Here is a 17,585-nt window from a genome sequence, read left to right as displayed (position 1 = left end):
GCGGTGCGCGGCCGCTCCGCGCTGTGGATCGCCGGCCGGGGACGTCGGTGGCGGCTCGTAGGGTGGGCGCGTGAACCCGGACGAGCTCGCGGCAGGCTCCCTCGACGCGCCCTGGCCCGACGAGCCGCCGTTCGACCCGTTCTACGACGAGGCCCCGCCGGACCTCGGCGAGCGGGCGCACGGCGTGCCGCACGACGCGGGGTCCGACGAGCTCGCGGCTGCCGTCGCCGCGACCACCGGGTCGGGCCGTCGCTCGTCGGAGCGCTCGTCGGAGCGCTCGTCGGACCGGACGCGTGCCGCCGGACCCGTCCACGCGACCCCGGCCGCCGGGGGGACGCCGCTCGAGGTGCTGCGCCGCGTCTGGGGCTACGACGAGTTCCGCGGGGACCAGGCGCGGATCATCGACACGGTGGTGAGCGGCGGCGACGCCCTGGTGCTCATGCCGACCGGCGGCGGGAAGTCGCTGTGCTACCAGGTCCCGGCGCTCGTGCGGGAGGGCACCGGCGTGGTGGTCTCGCCCCTGATCGCGCTCATGCAGGACCAGGTCGACGCGCTGTCGGCGCTCGGGGTGCGGGCCGGCTTCCTCAACTCGACGCAGCAGCCGTGGCAGCGACGCGAGGTCGAGGACGCCTACCTGGCGGGCGAGCTCGACCTGCTCTACCTGGCCCCCGAGCGGCTCGCCGTCCCGGACACGGTCGACCTGCTCGGCCGGGGCACCGTCGCGCTGTTCGCGATCGACGAGGCGCACTGCGTGTCCCAGTGGGGGCACGACTTCCGGCCGGACTACCTGCGCCTGTCGATGCTGCACGAGCGCTGGCCGGACGTGCCGCGCATCGCGCTCACCGCGACCGCGACGGCCGTGACCCACCGCGAGATCGCGCAGCGGCTGCAGCTCGAGGACGCGGAGCACTTCGTCGCGAGCTTCGACCGGCCCAACATCCAGTACCGGATCGTGCCCAAGGACAACCCGCGCTCCCAGCTGCTCGACCTGCTGCGCAGCGAGCACGCGGGCGACTCGGGGATCGTCTACTGCCTCTCCCGGGCGTCGGTGGAGCAGACCGCCGAGCACCTGGTGGGGCAGGGCATCGACGCGATGCCGTACCACGCGGGGCTCGACCGGGCCGTCCGGGCGCACAACCAGGCGCGGTTCCTGCGGGAGGACGGCGTCGTGATGGTCGCGACCATCGCGTTCGGCATGGGCATCGACAAGCCGGACGTGCGGTTCGTCGCGCACCTCGACCTGCCCAAGTCGGTCGAGGGGTACTACCAGGAGACGGGCCGCGCGGGGCGCGACGGCCTGCCGTCGACCGCGTGGATGGCCTACGGGCTCGCCGACGTGGTGCAGCAGCGGCGGCTCATCGACACCTCGGAGGGCGATGCCGCGCACCGGCGCCGGCTGACGCAGCACCTGGACGCGATGCTCGCGCTGTGCGAGACGGTGACCTGCCGCCGCGTCCAGCTCCTCAACTACTTCGGCCAGAGCGGCGAGCCGTGCGGCAACTGCGACACGTGCCTGGCGCCGCCGACGACGTGGGACGGCACCGTCGCGGCGCAGAAGCTGCTGTCGACGGTGGTGCGGATGGCGCAGCGCGGTCAGCGCTACGGCGTGGGGCACGTGGTGGACGTGCTGCGCGGCAAGACGACCGCGCGCGTGACGCAGCTGCGGCACGACGAGCTGTCGACGTTCGGCATCGGCGCGGACCTGTCCGACGCGGAGTGGCGCGGCGTGGTGCGCCAGCTCGTCGCGGCCGAGCTCCTGGGCGTCGACAGCGAGGGCTACGGCACGCTCGAGCTCGTCGAGGCCTCGGGCGAGGTGCTGCGCGGCGAGCGGACCGTGGCGATGCGCAAGGAGCCGGAGCGGGCACGGCGGCGCTCGTCCGGCTCCGGCTCGTCGGGCGCGTCCGGCTCGAAGGCGGCCGCGGACCTGGACGGCGAGGCGCTCGAGGTGTTCGAGCGGCTGCGGACCTGGCGCGCGGGCGCGGCCAAGGAGCAGGGCGTGCCGGCGTACGTCGTGTTCCACGACGCGACCCTGCGGGACATCGTGCTCCGCCGGCCGTCGTCGCTCGACGAGCTGGGCACCGTCGGCGGGGTGGGCGTGACCAAGCTCGAGCGCTACGGCGACGGGGTGCTGGCCGCGCTGGCCGGCTGACCTCACAGCGGGGCCCGCGCCGCTGTGCGCTCGCCTGGGCCGTACGGCCCGAATTGCACGGCCCGGGCCGGGGAAAACTCCTCCCATGAGGGAGCAGCAGACGCCCGGACGCGTGGTCGTCGTCGGGGCAGGCATGGTGGCGCACCGGTTCGCGGAGCAGCTCGTCGAGCGGCCCGGCGCGTGGCGGCTGACGGTGGTCGGCGACGAGTCGTGGGCACCGTACGACCGCGTCCACCTGTCCGACGCGATCACCGGTCGCGCGCCGGAGGACCTGCTGCTGGACCCGACGGTCTGGGACGACGAGCGCGTGGAGCTGGTCACCGGCGACTACGTCGAGTCGCTCGACCGCGACGCCCGCACCGTCACCACACGCTCGGGCCGTGTCCTCGAGTACGACGACCTGGTCCTCGCGACCGGGTCATGGGCGTGGGTGCCGCGCACCGAGGGCGCGGACCTGCCCGGCGTGCTCGCGTACCGCACGCTCGACGACATCGCGCGGATCACGGCCTGGGTCGATGACCGGTCCCGGGCACTCGGGCGGCCCGTGCGCGGCGCGGTCGTCGGCGGCGGCGTGCTCGGCCTCGAGGCCGCTGCGGCGCTGCAGAACCTGGGGGCGACGGCGACCGTCGTGGAGTTCGCGGACCGGCTCATGGCGGTCCAGCTCGACGCGGGCGGCGGCGAGGCCCTACGCGTGCTCGTCGCGGACAAGGGCATGGACGTGCGCACCACCACGGCGGCGACCCGCGTGGTCGCGGGCGCCGACGGCGCGGTGACCGCGCTCGAGCTCTCGGACGGCGACGTCCTCGACGTCGACGTCGTGGTCTTCTCCACCGGCATCCGGCCCCGCGACCGCCTCGCGCGGGAGTCGGGTCTGGGCATCGGCGAGCGGGGCGGCGTGCTCGTCGGACCCACGTGCCGCTCGTCGGACCCGCGCGTCTGGGCGATCGGCGAGTGCGCATCGCACGACGGCGAGTGCGCGGGCCTGGTCGCGCCCGGCAACGCGATGGCCGACGTGGTGGCCGACCAGCTGTTCGGCGGCTCGTCGACGTACACGCGCGCCGCCGACGGCACCAAGCTCAAGGGCGTCGGCGTCGAGGCCGCGAGCTTCGGGGACGTCCTGGCGCTGACGCCGGACGCGCTCGAGGTCACCTTCGCGGACCCGGTCGCCAAGTCGTACCGCAAGCTCGTCGTGTCCGACGACGCGCGCACGCTCCTGGGCGGCGTCTTCGTCGGCGACACCGCGCTGTACTCGTCGCTGCGGCCGCTGCTCGGCCGCCCGCTCGGCGCGGACCCGTCCGCGTTCCTCGCCTCCGGCGGCGAGGCGCCCGTGTCGGCCGACCTGCCCGACGACGTCGTCGTGTGCTCCTGCGCCAACGTCACCGCGGGCACCATCCGCGGCGCGGTCACCGAGCACGGCTGCCAGTCGGTCGGCGAGGTCAAGACCTGCACCAAGGCGGGCACGGTCTGCGGCTCGTGCGTCCCGTTGCTCACCAAGATCGTCAACGTCTCGCTGACGCAGGCCGGCGTCGCCGTCAGCAACGCGATGTGCGAGCACTTCGCGATGTCCCGGGCGGAGCTGTTCGCGCTCGTCCGCGGCGGCACCGAGCGCACCTTCACCGAGATCGTCGCGGCGCACGGGACGGGCCGCGGCTGCGCGATCTGCCGGCCGGTCGTCGCCTCGATCCTGTCCTCGCTCGGCGTCGGGCACGTGCTCCAGCCCGACCAGGCGCCGCTGCAGGACACCAACGACCACCTGCTCGCCAACCTGCAGAAGGACGGCACGTACTCGGTGGTGCCGCGCATGCCCGGCGGCGAGGTCACCCCGGAGAAGCTCCTGGCGCTCGCAACGATCGCGCAGGACTTCGGGCTGTTCACCCGCGTCACGGGCGCGCAGCGGATCGGGATGTTCGGTGCCCGGCAGGACCAGCTCCCCGCCATCTGGCGGCGGCTGGTCGACGCCGGGTTCGAGTCCGGGCAGGCCTACGGCAAGTCGCTGCGGGCGGTCAAGACGTGCGTGGGATCGACGTGGTGCCGGTTCGGCGTGCAGGACTCGTCGTCCATGGCCGTTCGTCTGGAGCTCCGGTACCGGGGCCTGCGGTCGCCGCACAAGTTCAAGGTCGGCGTCTCCGGGTGCGCGCGCGAGTGCGCCGAGGCGCGGGGCAAGGACGTCGGCGTGATCGCGACCGCAGCCGGCTGGAACGTGTACGTCGGCGGCAACGGCGGGTTCACGCCGCGGCACGCGTCGCTGCTGGCCGAGGACCTCGACGCCGAGACCCTCGTGCGCGTCATCGACCGGTTCCTCGCGCTCTACATCCGGTCCGCCGACCGCCTGCAGCGCACCGCGCCGTGGGTCGCGGACTTCCCGGGCGGGCTCGACGAGCTGCGCGCGATCGTCGTCGACGACCGCGACGGCCTCGCCGCCGAGCTCGAGGCGGAGGTCGAGCGGCACGTCGCGGGCTACGTCGACGAGTGGCAGGCGACCCTCGACGACCCCGCGAAGCTGGCCTCGTTCACGCCGTACCTGAACGCGCCGCAGGCCGCGGACCCCTCGCTCGCGTACGAGCCGCGGCGCGGCCAGCGCGTCCCGGCGGCGCCGTCCGCGCCGTCGGTCCCCCCGGTCCCGTCCGGCCCCACCGGCCCGACCGCCGTGTGCCAGGTCGCCGACCTCACCCCCGAGCGCGGCGCCGGTGCGCTGCTCGGCACCGTCCCCGTCGCCCTGTTCCGCCTGTCCGACGAGCGCGTGCTCGCCGTCCAGCAGCGCGACCCGTTCTCCGGCGCGAACGTGCTGTCCCGCGGGATCGTCGGCGACCGCGCCGGCCGGGCCACGATCACCTCCCCGATGCACAAGCAGGTCTGGGACCTCGAGACCGGCGAGTGCCTCGACCCGGTCGGCAAGGACCCGCTCCCCCTGCAGACCTTCCATGTGACCCTCTCGGAGGGCGCGGTGCTCGTCTCGCCCTGAGCCGGGGTCGGGTCGCCACCGGCCTCCCGCCGAGTTCGTCGACTCGCGGCGAGAACGCGGTTGCGTCCCGCGCTCTCGCGCCAGACTGACGACCTCGGCGGAGCTGCCGACCGCACCTCGGCGGGCAGGCTGGAGGGCTCCGCCGGCTGGGGCGAGGTCAGCCGGGCGCGTCCGTGGCGGTGACCACGAACCGGGCCGCGGCCTCGTCGGACAACGCCACCTCGATGCGGCCACGCATCTCGTCGGACACCGCCGGCAGCACGGAGAGCGGGAACCACGCGGCCTCCGTGTTCTCGCCGTCGGCGGGCCACGGCTCGCCGGAGACCCAGCGGAGGCGGAACACGAGGTCGAGGTACTGGGCCTGGTCGCCGTTCTCGTAGGTCATCGGCGGCAGGGTGTGCACCGCGGCGAGCCGCTCGGCGACGGCGACCACGCCGGCCTCCTCGAGCGTCTCGCGCGCGGCGGCGTCCGCGGGCTGCTCGCCCGGGTCGATGATGCCGGTGACCGGGGTCCACGCGCCGTTGTCAGCGCGGCGCACCAGCAGCACCTCGGGCTCCGACGAGCCCGGCGACGGTCGCGTCACCACCGCCGTCACCCCGCTCAGCCACAGCGGGTCGGTGCCGATCTTGGCGCGCAGCGCGACGACGAAGTCCGGGATCGCCACCGTCAGCTGCCCTGGTGGGTGCCGTCGACGGCGTGCGGCTCGATCGCCGCGAGCTCGTCGTCGGTCAGCGCTCCGGCGTCCAGCGCGGCGACGTTGGCCTCGAGCTGCGCCACCGAGGACGCGCCGATCAGCGCCGAGGTCACGCGCTCGTCGCGCAGCACCCAGGACAGCGCGAGCTGCGCCAGCGACTGCCCGCGGCCCGCGGCGACCTCGTTCAGCGCCCGCGCGCGGGCCAGGTAGGTCGGCGAGATCGCCGACTCCTGCAGGAACCGGCCCTCGGCGGCGCGCGAGCCGGACGGCACCTCGCCGGACAGGTAGCGGTCGGTCAGCAGCCCCTGCTGCAGGGGCGAGAAGACGATGGTCCCGATCCCGAGGTCACCGACGGCGTCGAGCAGGGACTCCGTCTGCCCCTCGCCGACCCGCTCGACGTGCCGCGAGAACATCGAGTAGTTGGGCTGGTGGATGAGCAGCGGCGTGCCCAGGTCCGCGAGGATCCGCGCGGCCTCCCGCGTCGCCGAGGGCGAGTAGTTGGAGATGCCGGCGTACAGCGCTCGGCCGGAGACGACCGCGGTGTGCAGCGCGCCCATGGTCTCCTCGAGCGGCGTCGAGGGGTCCATCCGGTGCGAGTAGAAGATGTCGACGTAGTCGAGCCCCATGCGCGCGAGCGACTGGTCGAGCGACGCCAGCAGGTACTTGCGCGAGCCGCCGTCGCCGTACGGGCCGGGCCACATGTCGTAGCCGGCCTTCGTGGAGATGACGAGCTCGTCGCGGTACGGCCGCAGGTCCTCGGCGAGCACGCGACCGAACGCCGTCTCGGCCGAGCCGTACGGCGGGCCGTAGTTGTTGGCGAGGTCGAAGTGCGTGACGCCCAGGTCGAACGCGCGCCGGAGGACGGCGCGCTGCGTCTCGTACGGCTTGCCGTGCCCGAAGTTGTGCCAGAGCCCCAGCGACAGCGCCGGCAGCGCCAGCCCGCTGCGCCCGGCGCGGCGGTACGTCATCGACGCGTAGCGCGCGTCGTCGGCTCGGTAGGCGGGCTCGGTGGCCATGCGGGTCCTTCCGTCGGGATCGGCAGCCAAACTATCCCGTCCGACGAGCGCGCCGGTCCGCCGGCGGGCGGCTCACCCGCGGGCGGGCGTGGACTCGCGGATCGTCACGTGGGTCTCGACCGGCACGACGCGCGGGGCGCCCCCCGCGGGCTCGAGCGCGAGCTCGGTCGCCGCGACGCCCACCTCCTCGAGGGGGATGCGCACGGTGGTCAGGCCGGGGACCACGTCCCGCAGGGTCGTGATGTCGTCGAACCCTGCGAGCGCCAGGTCGTCCGGCACGCCCAGACCGGCAGCCCGCACGGCGGTCAGCGCGCCGAGCGCCATGACGTCGTTGACCGCGAACACGAGCTCCGGGACGGGTCCCGCGGCCAGCAGCGAGCGCATCGCGTCGGCGCCGCCGTCGTGGTCGAACGCACCGGCGACCACGCGCTCGTCGGGCACGCGCACGCCCAGCCGCGCGAGCTCGTCGACGAACGCCTCCCGGCGCTCGCGTGCCGTCAGGTGCGTGGGCGGTCCCGCGAGGACAGCGACGTCGCGGTACCCGCGGGCGTGCAGCTCGCGCGCGAGCGCACGCGCGCCGTCGGCGTTGGCGATCTGGACGGTGTCCGTCCCGAGGACGGGCTGCCCGACGAGCGCCGCCGCGCCGCCCGAGTCGCGGTACTCGGCCAGGACCGCGGCGAGCGCGGCGGTCGCGTCGGCGTCGTCGTGCCGCCCGCCCGCGATCACGATCGCCCGCGCGCGCTGCCGGCGCAGCAGCTCGACGATCTCCAGCTCGCGCGAGGGGTCCTGCTCGGTGCTCGCGAGGATCACCTGCAGCCCGGCCCGGCCCGCCGCGTGCGTGACGCCGCGCGCGATCGAGGAGAAGTACGGGTCCGCGATGTCGTGCACGACGAGCCCGAGCGAGGTGGTCCGGCCGCGCGCGACGGCCTGCGCGTTCGCGTCCGGGGTGTAGCGCAGCCGCTCCGCGGCGGCGAGCACGCGGTCCCGCAGGTCGGCGCGCACGGTGCGGGTGGGGCTGCCGTTGATCGCGCGCGACGCGGTGGCCAGGGACACGCCCGCCTCGCGTGCGACGTCGCTCAAGGTCACGGCCATGTGCCGAGACTAGGGGAACGCCTTGCGGAAAGCGGTATCCTGCAGGGGTGCCCGCACCCGGGACACCCGGAAGGACGACGATGACCGACACGGACCACGCCGCGCAGCCGACGAGCGCGCCGGCGGACCTCGCCTCGAGCGTGCTGGTGCTGCGGCCCGACGACCACGTCGGCGTCGCCACGCGCGACCTGCAGTCCGGCACGGAGCTGGGCCTGGCCGAGGGCGGCACGCTGGCCGTGCGCCAGAGCGTGCCGCGCGGGCACAAGCTCGCGCTGCGCCCCGCGGCCGCGGGTGACCAGGTGCGCAAGTACGGGCAGTCCATCGGCCGGGCCACGCGGGACATCGCGCCGGGCGACCACGTGCACACCCACAACCTCGGCATGGCCGACGACGAGCGGATGTACGAGGTCGGTACGGCCCGCACCCGTCCACCCGTCCCCGCGGCGCCGCGCGCGTTCGACGGCTACCGGCGCTCGGACGGCCGGTGGGGCACGCGCAACTACGTCGGCATCGTCACGTCGGTCAACTGCTCCGCGTCGACCGCCCGTCTGGTCGCCGACCAGTTCCGCGGCCGGGCCCTCGACGCGTTCCCGCACGTGGACGGCGTCGTCGCCCTGACCCACGACACGGGCTGCGGCCTCGTCCCGACGAGCGAGGGTGCCCAGATCACGCTGCGCACGCTGCGCGGGTACGCGGACCACCCGAACATCGCCGCCCTGCTCGTCATCGGGCTCGGCTGCGAGATGCTGCCGGCCGCGTCGGTCCTGGACGGGCTCGAGCTGCCGCCCGACAAGCCGGTCCGCACGCTGCAGATCCAGGAGACCGGCGGCATCCGCCGCACCGTGCGAGCCGCGGTCGCCGCGATCGAGGAGATGTTGCCCCAGGTCGACGCGCTGCGCCGCGAGCCGGCGCCGGTCTCCGAGCTGGTGCTCGGGCTGAACTGCGGGGGCTCGGACGGGTACTCCGGCATCACGGCCAACCCCGCCTTGGGCGTCGCGTCGGACCTGCTGGTCGCGCACGGCGGGACCAGCGTGCTCGCCGAGACGCCTGAGGTGTTCGGCGCCGAGCACCTGCTGCTCCGTCGTGCCGTCTCCCCCGAGGTCGCCCAGCGCCTGCTCGACCGGATCGCGTGGTGGAAGACGTACACCGCCGCGGGCGGGGGCACGCTCGACAACAACCCGTCCCCCGGCAACAAGGCCGGCGGGCTGACCACGATCCTCGAGAAGTCGCTGGGCGCCGTGGCCAAGGGCGGGACGGCCGAGCTCACCGCGGTCTACGAGTACGCCGAGCGCGTCACCGCCCGGGGCTTCACCTTCATGGACACCCCGGGGTACGACCCGGTCTCCGTCACCGGCCTGGTCGCGGGCGGCGCGAACGTCGTGGTCTTCACCACCGGCCGCGGCTCGGTGCTCGGGTGCAAGCCGACGCCGTCGATCAAGGTGGCCACCAACACCGCGACCTACCTGCGGATGAGCGAGGACATGGACCTCAACGCGGGGCGGATCGTCGACGGCACGGCGACGGTCGCGCAGGTCGGCCAGGAGCTGTTCGACCTGGTGGTCGAGGTCGCGTCGGGGCGGCAGACCGTCTCCGAGGAGCTGGACCTGGGCGCCGACGAGTTCGTCCCCTGGCAGCTCGGCGCCGTCACCTGACCCCACGGCCCTGCGTCGCCACCTACCCACACCGACGACGCCGTGGGAGGGGTGGGCGACGAGGCCGTGGCCGCTCCGGCGGGGTGGGCCCGGGAGGTCGCGCGGTCAGCGGGGGGCGTAGGACTCTCGGGGGAGGGTGAGGGCCAGGTCGACCGCGGTCTCCGTGGCCTCGTCGAGGGTCAGGCGGTGCTCGGCGACCAGGCGGGCGAGGTAGCCGGCGTCGATCCGACGGGCCAGGTCGTGCCGCGCGGGGATCGAGCAGAACGCCCGCGTGTCGTCGACGAAGCCGGTCGTGTTGTAGAAGCCCGCGGTGTCCGTGACGGCCTCGCGGAAGCGGCGCATGCCGTCGGGCGTGTCCAGGAACCACCACGGGGCGCCCAGCCGCACGGCCGGGTACACGCCGGCGAGGGGCGCGAGCTCGCGGGAGAACGTGTCCTCGTCGACGGTGAACAGCACCATCCGCAGCCCGGGGTGGTGGCCGAACGCGGTGAGCAGCGGTCGCAGCCCGCGCGTGAAGTCGGTGGGCACCGGGATGTCGTAGCCCACGTCCGGCCCGCGCGACGCGAGCACCGCGGGGTCGTGGTCCCGCAGCACCCCGGGGTGCAGCTGCATGACGAGGCCGTCCTCGCTGGCCATCCGCGCGGTCTCGAACAGCATGTGACCGGCGAACGCGACCGCGTCGCCCGGGTCGACCTGGCCCCGCAGCGCCGCGACGACGATCCGGTCCGCCTCGGCGTCCGTCAGCGGCGTGGCGTCCGCGCCCAGGTGGCCGTGGTCGCTGGCGCGCGCACCCGCCGCCTTGAACGCGACCCGCCGCTCCTCGAGCGCCCGGACCAGGTCGCGGTAGCCCTCGATCGGGTAGCCGCACCGCTGCTCGAGCGCCGTCAGCGCGTCCCGCCAGCCGGGTCGGTCGAGGTGCACCACCGCGTCGGGACGGAACGTCGGCACCACCCGCTCGCCCCAGCCCGCCGCCGCGAGCCGGGCATGGTCCGCCAGCCCGGAGTCGGCGGCGTCCGTGGTCGAGAGGATCTCGATGTTGAACCGCTCGAACAGCGCGCGCGGCCGGAACTCGGGCTGCGCGAGCCGCTCGCTCAGGTGGTCGAAGAGGCGGTCCGCGCTCTGCGCACTCGGCGGCTCGTCGCAGCCGAACACCTCGACGAGCACGTGCTCGAGCCACAGCCGCGTCGGGGTGCCGCGGAACAGGTGCCAGCGGGACGCGAACGTCCGCCAGATCGCGCGCGGGTCCTGCTCGACCGCCACGCCGTCGCGGCGCGGCACGCCGAGCGCGTCCTGCGGCACACCCTGCGAGACCAGCATCCGCACCAGGTAGTGGTCCGGGACGACGAAGAGCGCGGCCGGGTCCGGGAACGGCTCGTCGTCCGCCAGCAGGGCGGCGTCGACGTGACCGTGCATCGAGACCAGCGGCAGGTCGCGCGTCGCCGCGAAGATCTCGCGGGCCAGCGGCCGCAGGGCCGTGTCGGCCGGCAACGCCCGGTCCGGGTGCAGCGTCGTCGTCAGCACGGCAGGTCCCGGCGGCTCGCGACCGCGTCCGTGGCGGCCGGTGTGATGAATGGCAGTGCAAACGCGTTCATCCGCGTCGTCGAGGCGAATCGCATAGAATCGACGCTACACGGCAAGCGCTTGCCTCGCCAGCGTCTGCCATGATGAAATCGCGTTCATCACTCGACGAGGAGGACACGTGGTCGCCACGCTGCGCGACGTCGCCCGGGCGGCGGGGGTCTCCCCCGCCACCGCCTCGCGCGCGCTCGCCAACCCCGAGCTCGTCGCTCCCGCCCGGCGCGCGCTGGTCGAGCGCGCCGCCCACGAGCTCGGCTACCGGCCCAACCGGGCCGCGCGGGAGCTGAGCAGCGGCCGCACGGGCAACCTCTGCCTCGTCGTCCCGGACGTCGCCAACCCCTTCTTCGCCGGTCTGGTCAAGGGCGTCCAGGCCCGCGCGCGGGAGCTCGGGTACGGCGTCTTCGTCGCCGACGCTGACGAGGACCCGCACCTCGAGGCGGACCTCGTCGCCCAGCTCGGGGCGCAGGCGGACGGCACGCTGCTCGCCTCCCCCCGCATGTCCGACGAGGACATCGCGCGGCTCAGCGAGGACCGTCCGCTGGTGCTCGTCAACCGACGGCACCCCGGCCGCTCGTCGGTCGTCGTCGACCATACCGACGGCATGCGCCAGGCGGTGCGGCACCTGCACGCGCTCGGCCACCGCCGGATCGGGTTCGCGGGCGGCCCGGCCGGCTCCTGGTCGGACGCGCGCCGTCGCGACGGGCTCGAGCTCGCCGCGCACGGCCTGCACCGGCTCGAGGTCGTCGACCTGGGCCACTTCCCCGCCACCGCCGGGGGCGGCACCGCCGCGGCGGACGTCGCGGCCGCGGCCGGGGTCACGGCCGTCCTCGCCCACAACGACCTCGTCGCGCTCGCCCTCGTCGACCGGCTGCGCTCGCGCGGTCTGTCGATCCCGCAGGACGTGTCCGTGGTGGGCCACGACGACACCGTGGCCTCCCTGGGCAGCCCGCGGCTCACCACGGTCGCCGTGCCCCTTGCGCGGCTCGGCCGTGCGGCGGTGGACCGGCTCCTGGACGGCGCGCCCCCGGAGCCGGACGTCGCCCTGCCCGTCGAGCTCCTGGTGCGCGCCTCGACCGCACCCGCGCCGGCCTCGTCGGGAACCGCGCCGCGCCCTCCCGAGACCGCTGACGAGAGCGAGACCCGATGACCCCCGACCGCCTCTCCCGCAGCGCCCTCGCCGCGGCGCTGCCACGGCCGGACGTGACCGGACCGCGCGTCGAGCCGGCCCGCACGGGCATCGTGCACCTGGGGCTGGGTGCGTTCCACCGCGCGCACCAGGCGGTGCTCACGGAGGATGCCGCGGCGGCGACCGGCGACGACTCGTGGGGCATCCTCGGCGTGACGCAGCGCTCGGCCCGTGTCGTCGAGCAGGTCGCGCCCCAGGACGGGCTGTACGGCGTGCTCACCCTGGGCGCCGCGGACGCGTCGCTGCGCGTCGTCGGCGCGCTCCGCGAGGCCGCCTACCCCGGCCGCGACACGGCGCACGTCCTCGCCACCGTCGCGGCGCCCACCACGCGGGTGGTCACGCTCACCGTCACCGAGAAGGGCTACCGCCGCGGGCCGGACGGGACGCCGGACCTGTCCGACGAGGCCGTCCTCGCCGACCTCTCCGCGCTGGGGCGCGACGACGACGCTCCCGCCCGGTCGGCGACGGGGCTGCTGGTCCGCGCCCTCGACCGCCGGTGCCGGGAGGACGGCGGCCCGCTCACGGTCGTCTGCTGCGACAACCTCACCGACAACGGGCGCGTCCTCGCCGGGCTGGTCGACGGGCTGCTCGCCGCCGCCGGGGCGGACCACTTGCGCGCCTGGGTCGCGGAGCAGGTGCGCTTCCCGTCGACGATGGTCGACCGCATCGTGCCCGCGACCACGCCGGAGCACCACGCCCGCGCCGAGCGGCTGCTCGGGCTGCAGGACCAGGCGCTCGTGGTCGGGGAGCCCTTCACGCAATGGGTGGTCGAGGACGACTTCGCCGGGCCGCGCCCCGCGTGGGAGCTCGCCGGTGCCACGCTCACCCGCAACGTCGCACCGTACGAGCGCGCGAAGCTCCGGGTCCTGAACGCCACGCACTCCCTGCTCGCCTACGCCGGAGCGCTGCGCGGCCACCTGACGATCGCGGAGGCCGTGGCCGACCCCGTGCTGCACGAGTGGGCGCGCGCGCTCGTCGACGACGACGTGCTGCCCACCCTCGAGGCCCCGGACGGCGCGGACCTGGCCGCCTACCGGGACGAGGTGCTGCACCGCTTCGCCAACCCGGCAACCGGCCACACCACGGTCCAGGTCGCGATGGACGGCTCGCAGAAGCTGCCGCAGCGGCTGCTCGGCACCGTGCGGGACCGGCTCACCGCGGGCGCCACGCCGCAGGCCGCGGCGCTGGGGGTCGCCGCCTGGATGGCCTACGTGCGCGCGACGAGCGCGGGCGACCTCGTCGTCGCCGGCCGTCCGGTCCCGCTCGACGACCCCCTCTCCGCCCGGCTGGCCGACGCCGCCGCGGGCCCGCTGCGCGGCCTGCCCGACCGGCTGCTGGAGATCGAGGCGGTCTTCGGGCCGGACCTCCGGTCGAGCGACTCCTTCCGCGCCGCGCTGGCGACAGCGCTCCCCTGCTTCGTCTGACCGCCCGCGCGCCCGACTCCCTCGTCCACGGCCGCTCGGCGTCGGGTGTTGACCGCGAGCCCCTCGTCGTCGGTAGGATGGAAAGCGCATTCCCGGCTGCACGGGACCAGCGCCGCGACGAGGCGGCCGACCCTGGAGGACGTTCGTGACCACCCTGCGCATCGCGATGAACGGCATCACCGGCCGGATGGGCTACCGCCAGCACCTGGTGCGCTCGATCCTGCCGATCCGCGAGCAGGGCGGCATCACGCTGGCGGACGGCACGCGCGTGCAGGTCGAGCCCGTGCTCGTCGGGCGGAACGCCGAGAAGGTCGAGCAGATCGCGCGGCAGCACGACGTCGAGCACTGGAGCACCGACCTCGACTCCCTGATCGACGACGACAGCATCGACGTCGTCTTCGACGCGAGCATGACCTCGCTGCGCGCCGCCACGCTGACGCGCGCGATGAAGGCCGGCAAGCACGTCTACACGGAGAAGCCGACGGCGGAGACGCTCGCCGAGGCCGTCGACCTCGCGCGGCTGCGCGAGGAGATGGGCGTGACCGCGGGCGTGGTGCACGACAAGCTGTACCTGCCGGGCCTGGTCAAGCTGCGCCGCCTCGTCGACGAGGGCTTCTTCGGCCGGATCCTGTCGCTGCGCGGCGAGTTCGGCTACTGGGTGTTCGAGGGTGAGCACCAGCCTGCGCAGCGCCCGTCGTGGAACTACCGCAAGGAGGACGGCGGCGGCATGACCACGGACATGTTCTGCCACTGGAACTACGTCCTCGAGGGCATCCTCGGCACGGTCCGGACCGTCAACGCGACCACGGTCACGCACATCCCGACGCGCTGGGACGAGCAGGGCCGCGAGTACGCCGCGACGGCGGACGACGCCGCGTACGGGATCTTCGACGTCGTGACACCGGGCGGCGACCCCGTGGTCGCGCAGATCAACTCGTCGTGGGCGGTGCGCGTCTACCGCGACGAGCTCGTGGAGTTCCAGGTCGACGGGACGCACGGGTCGGCCGTCGCGGGGCTGCGCAGGTGCGTCGCGCAGCAGCGCGCGCACACGCCCAAGCCCGTGTGGAACCCGGACCTGCCGGTCACCGAGCCGTTCCGCGAGCAGTGGCTCGAGGTGCCGGCGAACGCGGACCTGGACAACGGCTTCAAGCTGCAGTGGGAGGAGTTCCTCGCCGACGTCGTCGCGGGCCGCCCGCACCGGTTCGACCTGCTGTCCGCCGCGCGCGGCGTGCAGCTCGCGGAGCTGGGGCTGCGCTCGTCGGCCGAGGGCCGCCGCCTCGACATCCCCGCGATCACGCTGTGACCGACGCGCCCGCCCTGTCCCGGCTGTCGCTCAACACCGCGACCACCAAGCACTGGACGCTCGAGGAGGCCGTCGCGGGTGCGGTGCGCGCCGGACTGCCCGCCGTCGGGCTCTGGCGGGACCGCGTGCAGGAGATCGGGGTCGCGCGCGCGGCTGCCGTGGTGGCCGGGGCGGGCCTGCGGGTCTCGTCGTTGTGCCGCGGAGGCTTCCTGACGTCCGACGAGGAGGCCGGGCAGCGCGCCGCGCTCGACGACAACCGCCGTGCGATCGAGGAGGCCGCGACGCTCGGCACCCACGAGCTCGTCATGGTCGTGGGCGGGCTGCCCGCGGCGCCCGGACCCGAGCAGCGGGCGGCGGCGTACCCGGGCGGCAGTCCGGCGGACCCCGCGCGCGACCTCGTCGCGGCACGGCAGCGCGTGGCGGACCGGATCGGCGAGCTCGTACCCTTCGCCGCCGGGCACGGGGTGCGCCTGGTGCTCGAGCCGCTGCACCCGCTGTTCGCCGCCGACCGTGCGGTGATCTCGACGCTCGGCCAGGCCCTGGACCTGGCGGAGCCGTACCCGTCGGAGGTCGTCGGGGTCGTCGTCGACACCTACCACGTGTGGTGGGACCCGGACCTGGCGCGGCAGATCGCGCGTGCGGGAGCCGCGGGGCGCATCGCCTCCTACCAGGTGTGCGACTTCCTGCTCCCCCTCCAGCCCCTCGCGCTCAACTCGCGCGGCCACGTGGGCGACGGCTACGTGGACTTCGCGACGATCACCGGGTGGGTCCGCGACGCGGGGTACGCCGGGGACGTGGAGGTCGAGATCTTCCACGAGGGCGTCTGGGCGACCGATGGCGACGAGACCGTGCGCACGCTCGCCGAGCGGTACGTGCGCCACGTGCTGCCCTACCTCTGACCCGTCCGCCCGCGGGCCGCTCCGCTCCGAACGCTTCCACAGGACTGCTGCGTGTCAGTGGTCGATGGAACACTTGTTCGAAGGGGGTGGACATGACCGAGACCAAGACCGCGACCGAGACCGCGACCGAGACCGAGATCCCGAGGCAGGCACCGAGGCAGGCACCGAGCAGGCCGACACCGACGTTGGCAGTCCCCGGGACGGGGCCGGCCGCACCCGTCGAGGCGCTGTGGGCCGACCTCGTGCGCCACTTCCCCGTCGACGACCCCCAGGCGGGTGCACTCGCCGTGGAGCTGACGGAGAGGTCCGCCGGCTCGGCCGTGCAGGACTGCTCGGACGCCGCGCTCGTCGACCTCGTGGCCGGGTGGCAGCAGCTCGTGGGGGTCGCCCAGGCCGAGCAGGCACGGATCGTCCGCGAGCTCGCGGTGCGCCAGGCCAACCGGCCCAGCGCGCTCGTGGCCGAGCTCGCGGCCGCCCTCTCGTGGACGTCGACCGCCGCTCACACCGTCGTGGTGCGGGCGGAGCACCTCGGCGAGCTCCCCGTCGTGGACGCCGCGCTCCGCGACGGGTCGATGGACCTCCGCAAGGTCGACGTCCTTCTCGACGAGCTCGCGGTCCTGGACGCCAGGGCGCAGGAGCCGGGCGATCCCGCGGCGCTCGCGCACGCCCGGCGCGAGGTCGCGCGGGTCGTCGCCGAGCAGTCGTACGGGCTCACGACGACGCAGCTGCGACGAGCGGCCCGGCGTGCGGTGATCGCGGTGGACCCGGCGGCGACCGCGGCACGCGCTCGGCGGGCGGTCGGCAACCGCCGTGTCTCGGTGGACTGGGCGCCCGACGGCATGGCCTGGATCTCGGCGTTCCTCCCCGCCGCCGACGCCATGCTGGTGCGGACCGTCCTCGACGCCGCTGCCGACGCGACGGACGACGCGCTCGACCGGCGCACGCTCCACCAGAAGCGCGCCGACATCTTCACGTCGGTCTTCGCCGCGATCGCCGAGACCGGTGAGCTGCCCCGCGGCGGCACGCTGTCGCGGCGACGCCGGGTGCGGCCCCACATCCAGGTGACGGTCGCCGCGACCACGCTGCTGGGCCTCGACGACGTCCCGGCGGACCTGACCGGGTACGGGCCGATCTCTGCCGAGGCCGCGCGCCGGATCGCTGCCGACGGGACGTGGCGGCGGCTCCTGACGGATCCGGCGACGGGTGCGCTGATCGAGCGCGGCACCCACGCGTACCGCGCGGGCGCGGTGCTGGCGGGCCACGTCGTCGCGCGGGACGTCACCTGCACGTTCCCCGGGTGCGTGCGCCCGGCGGGTGCTGCGGAGCTCGACCACATCGCGCCCTACCGGCACCGCCCGGCCCCCGACGGCGCAGCCCAGACGGTCCCGGCCAACCTGCACGCCGCGTGCAAGCGACACCACGACCTCAAGACCGAGGGGCACTGGAAGGTCGCCCGGACTCCCGGTGGCGGCGTGACGTGGACGAGCGCGGCCGGCTTCACGTACGCCGTGCATCCTCAACCGGTCCTCGCGGAGCCGGCCACCTGGCACCACGCCCCGCCCGAGCCGCCCGACCCCGGCCCGCCGCCGTACTGACCGTCGGACGCGACACCCCCACGTCCTGACCCATC

The 17,585-nt window shown here is 74.9% G+C and carries 12 protein-coding genes; 8 read left to right on the top strand and 4 right to left on the bottom strand.

The genetic code is table 11. From position 1 onward, the window contains the following. Positions 1-70 precede the first annotated feature (70 nt). Positions 71-2,149 carry a DNA helicase RecQ gene (recQ, locus tag KIN34_RS06805; protein WP_372449531.1) on the top strand — a complete coding sequence of 693 codons (2,079 nt, stop codon included), beginning with the start codon at positions 71-73 and terminating at the stop codon, positions 2,147-2,149. Between the two features lie 85 nt (positions 2,150-2,234). Beyond that, positions 2,235-5,111, top strand: coding sequence for a nitrite reductase large subunit NirB (gene nirB / locus KIN34_RS06800; RefSeq protein WP_214348427.1), 2,877 nt, complete (start codon positions 2,235-2,237; stop codon positions 5,109-5,111). Between the two features lie 157 nt (positions 5,112-5,268). On the opposite strand, the gene KIN34_RS06795 is transcribed toward nirB, so the two are convergent. The 3 genes from KIN34_RS06795 to KIN34_RS06785 all read right to left on the bottom strand — a co-directional run bounded on the left by KIN34_RS06795 (position 5,269) and on the right by KIN34_RS06785 (position 7,913). Then, a complete protein-coding gene (locus KIN34_RS06795) occupies positions 5,269-5,775 on the bottom strand; it encodes an NUDIX hydrolase (RefSeq protein WP_214348424.1) in 507 nt (168 codons plus the stop codon). A 2-nt stretch (positions 5,776-5,777) separates the two neighbouring features. After that, positions 5,778-6,821 carry an L-glyceraldehyde 3-phosphate reductase gene (gene mgrA / locus KIN34_RS06790; protein ID WP_214348422.1) on the bottom strand — a complete coding sequence of 348 codons (1,044 nt, stop codon included), beginning with the start codon at positions 6,819-6,821 and terminating at the stop codon, positions 5,778-5,780. Positions 6,822-6,893: 72 nt separating this feature from the next. Then, a complete protein-coding gene (locus KIN34_RS06785) occupies positions 6,894-7,913 on the bottom strand; it encodes a LacI family DNA-binding transcriptional regulator (protein ID WP_214348420.1) in 1,020 nt (339 codons plus the stop codon). A gap of 80 nt (positions 7,914-7,993) precedes the next feature. On the opposite strand from KIN34_RS06785, the gene KIN34_RS06780 reads away from it, so the two are divergent. Then, on the top strand, positions 7,994-9,565 hold the full coding sequence (locus KIN34_RS06780; protein WP_214348418.1) for a UxaA family hydrolase: 1,572 nt from the start codon (positions 7,994-7,996) through the stop codon (positions 9,563-9,565). Positions 9,566-9,670: 105 nt separating this feature from the next. On the opposite strand, the gene uxaC is transcribed toward KIN34_RS06780, so the two are convergent. Further along, on the bottom strand, positions 9,671-11,086 hold the full coding sequence (gene uxaC / locus KIN34_RS06775; protein ID WP_214348416.1) for a glucuronate isomerase: 1,416 nt from the start codon (positions 11,084-11,086) through the stop codon (positions 9,671-9,673). A 178-nt stretch (positions 11,087-11,264) separates the two neighbouring features. Here uxaC and KIN34_RS06770 point away from each other — a divergent pair, with 178 nt between their 5' ends. From KIN34_RS06770 to KIN34_RS06750, 5 genes are all read left to right on the top strand, one after another. After that, a complete protein-coding gene (locus tag KIN34_RS06770) occupies positions 11,265-12,290 on the top strand; it encodes a LacI family DNA-binding transcriptional regulator (RefSeq protein WP_214348414.1) in 1,026 nt (341 codons plus the stop codon). Then, complete coding sequence (locus tag KIN34_RS06765) at positions 12,287-13,753, top strand: mannitol dehydrogenase family protein (protein ID WP_214348413.1); 1,467 nt, start codon at positions 12,287-12,289, stop codon at positions 13,751-13,753. Before KIN34_RS06770 ends, KIN34_RS06765 begins: the two co-directional genes overlap by 4 nt. A gap of 166 nt (positions 13,754-13,919) precedes the next feature. Continuing rightward, positions 13,920-15,056 (top strand): Gfo/Idh/MocA family protein, encoded by a 1,137-nt coding sequence (locus KIN34_RS06760; RefSeq protein WP_214351876.1) that lies wholly within the window; start codon positions 13,920-13,922, stop codon positions 15,054-15,056. Continuing rightward, the gene (locus tag KIN34_RS06755) at positions 15,053-15,955 is read left to right on the top strand and encodes a sugar phosphate isomerase/epimerase family protein (protein ID WP_307858123.1); all 903 of its coding nucleotides are present in this window, start codon (positions 15,053-15,055) and stop codon (positions 15,953-15,955) included. Before KIN34_RS06760 ends, KIN34_RS06755 begins: the two co-directional genes overlap by 4 nt. A 92-nt stretch (positions 15,956-16,047) precedes the next feature. Further along, a complete protein-coding gene (locus KIN34_RS06750) occupies positions 16,048-17,550 on the top strand; it encodes an HNH endonuclease signature motif containing protein (RefSeq protein WP_214348411.1) in 1,503 nt (500 codons plus the stop codon). Positions 17,551-17,585 lie beyond the last annotated feature (35 nt).

Source organism: Cellulomonas fulva (genome assembly GCF_018531375.1).
Classification (GTDB): Bacteria; Actinomycetota; Actinomycetes; order Actinomycetales; family Cellulomonadaceae; genus Cellulomonas; species Cellulomonas fulva.
Note: the sequence above shows the minus strand (reverse complement) of the source record. Positions and strands in the feature narration are given on the sequence as shown.

Excerpts from the sequence above, each read along its gene's own strand:
- nirB (WP_214348427.1), top strand. The coding sequence starts at position 2,235 with ATGAGGGAGCAGCAGACGCCCGGACGCGTGGTCGTCGTCGGGGCAGGC.
- mgrA (WP_214348422.1), bottom strand. The coding sequence starts at position 6,821 with ATGGCCACCGAGCCCGCCTACCGAGCCGACGACGCGCGCTACGCGTCG.
- KIN34_RS06785 (WP_214348420.1), bottom strand. The coding sequence starts at position 7,913 with ATGGCCGTGACCTTGAGCGACGTCGCACGCGAGGCGGGCGTGTCCCTG.
- KIN34_RS06780 (WP_214348418.1), top strand. The coding sequence starts at position 7,994 with ATGACCGACACGGACCACGCCGCGCAGCCGACGAGCGCGCCGGCGGAC.
- KIN34_RS06765 (WP_214348413.1), top strand. The coding sequence starts at position 12,287 with ATGACCCCCGACCGCCTCTCCCGCAGCGCCCTCGCCGCGGCGCTGCCA.
- KIN34_RS06760 (WP_214351876.1), top strand. The coding sequence starts at position 13,920 with ATGAACGGCATCACCGGCCGGATGGGCTACCGCCAGCACCTGGTGCGC.
- KIN34_RS06750 (WP_214348411.1), top strand. The coding sequence starts at position 16,048 with ATGACCGAGACCAAGACCGCGACCGAGACCGCGACCGAGACCGAGATC.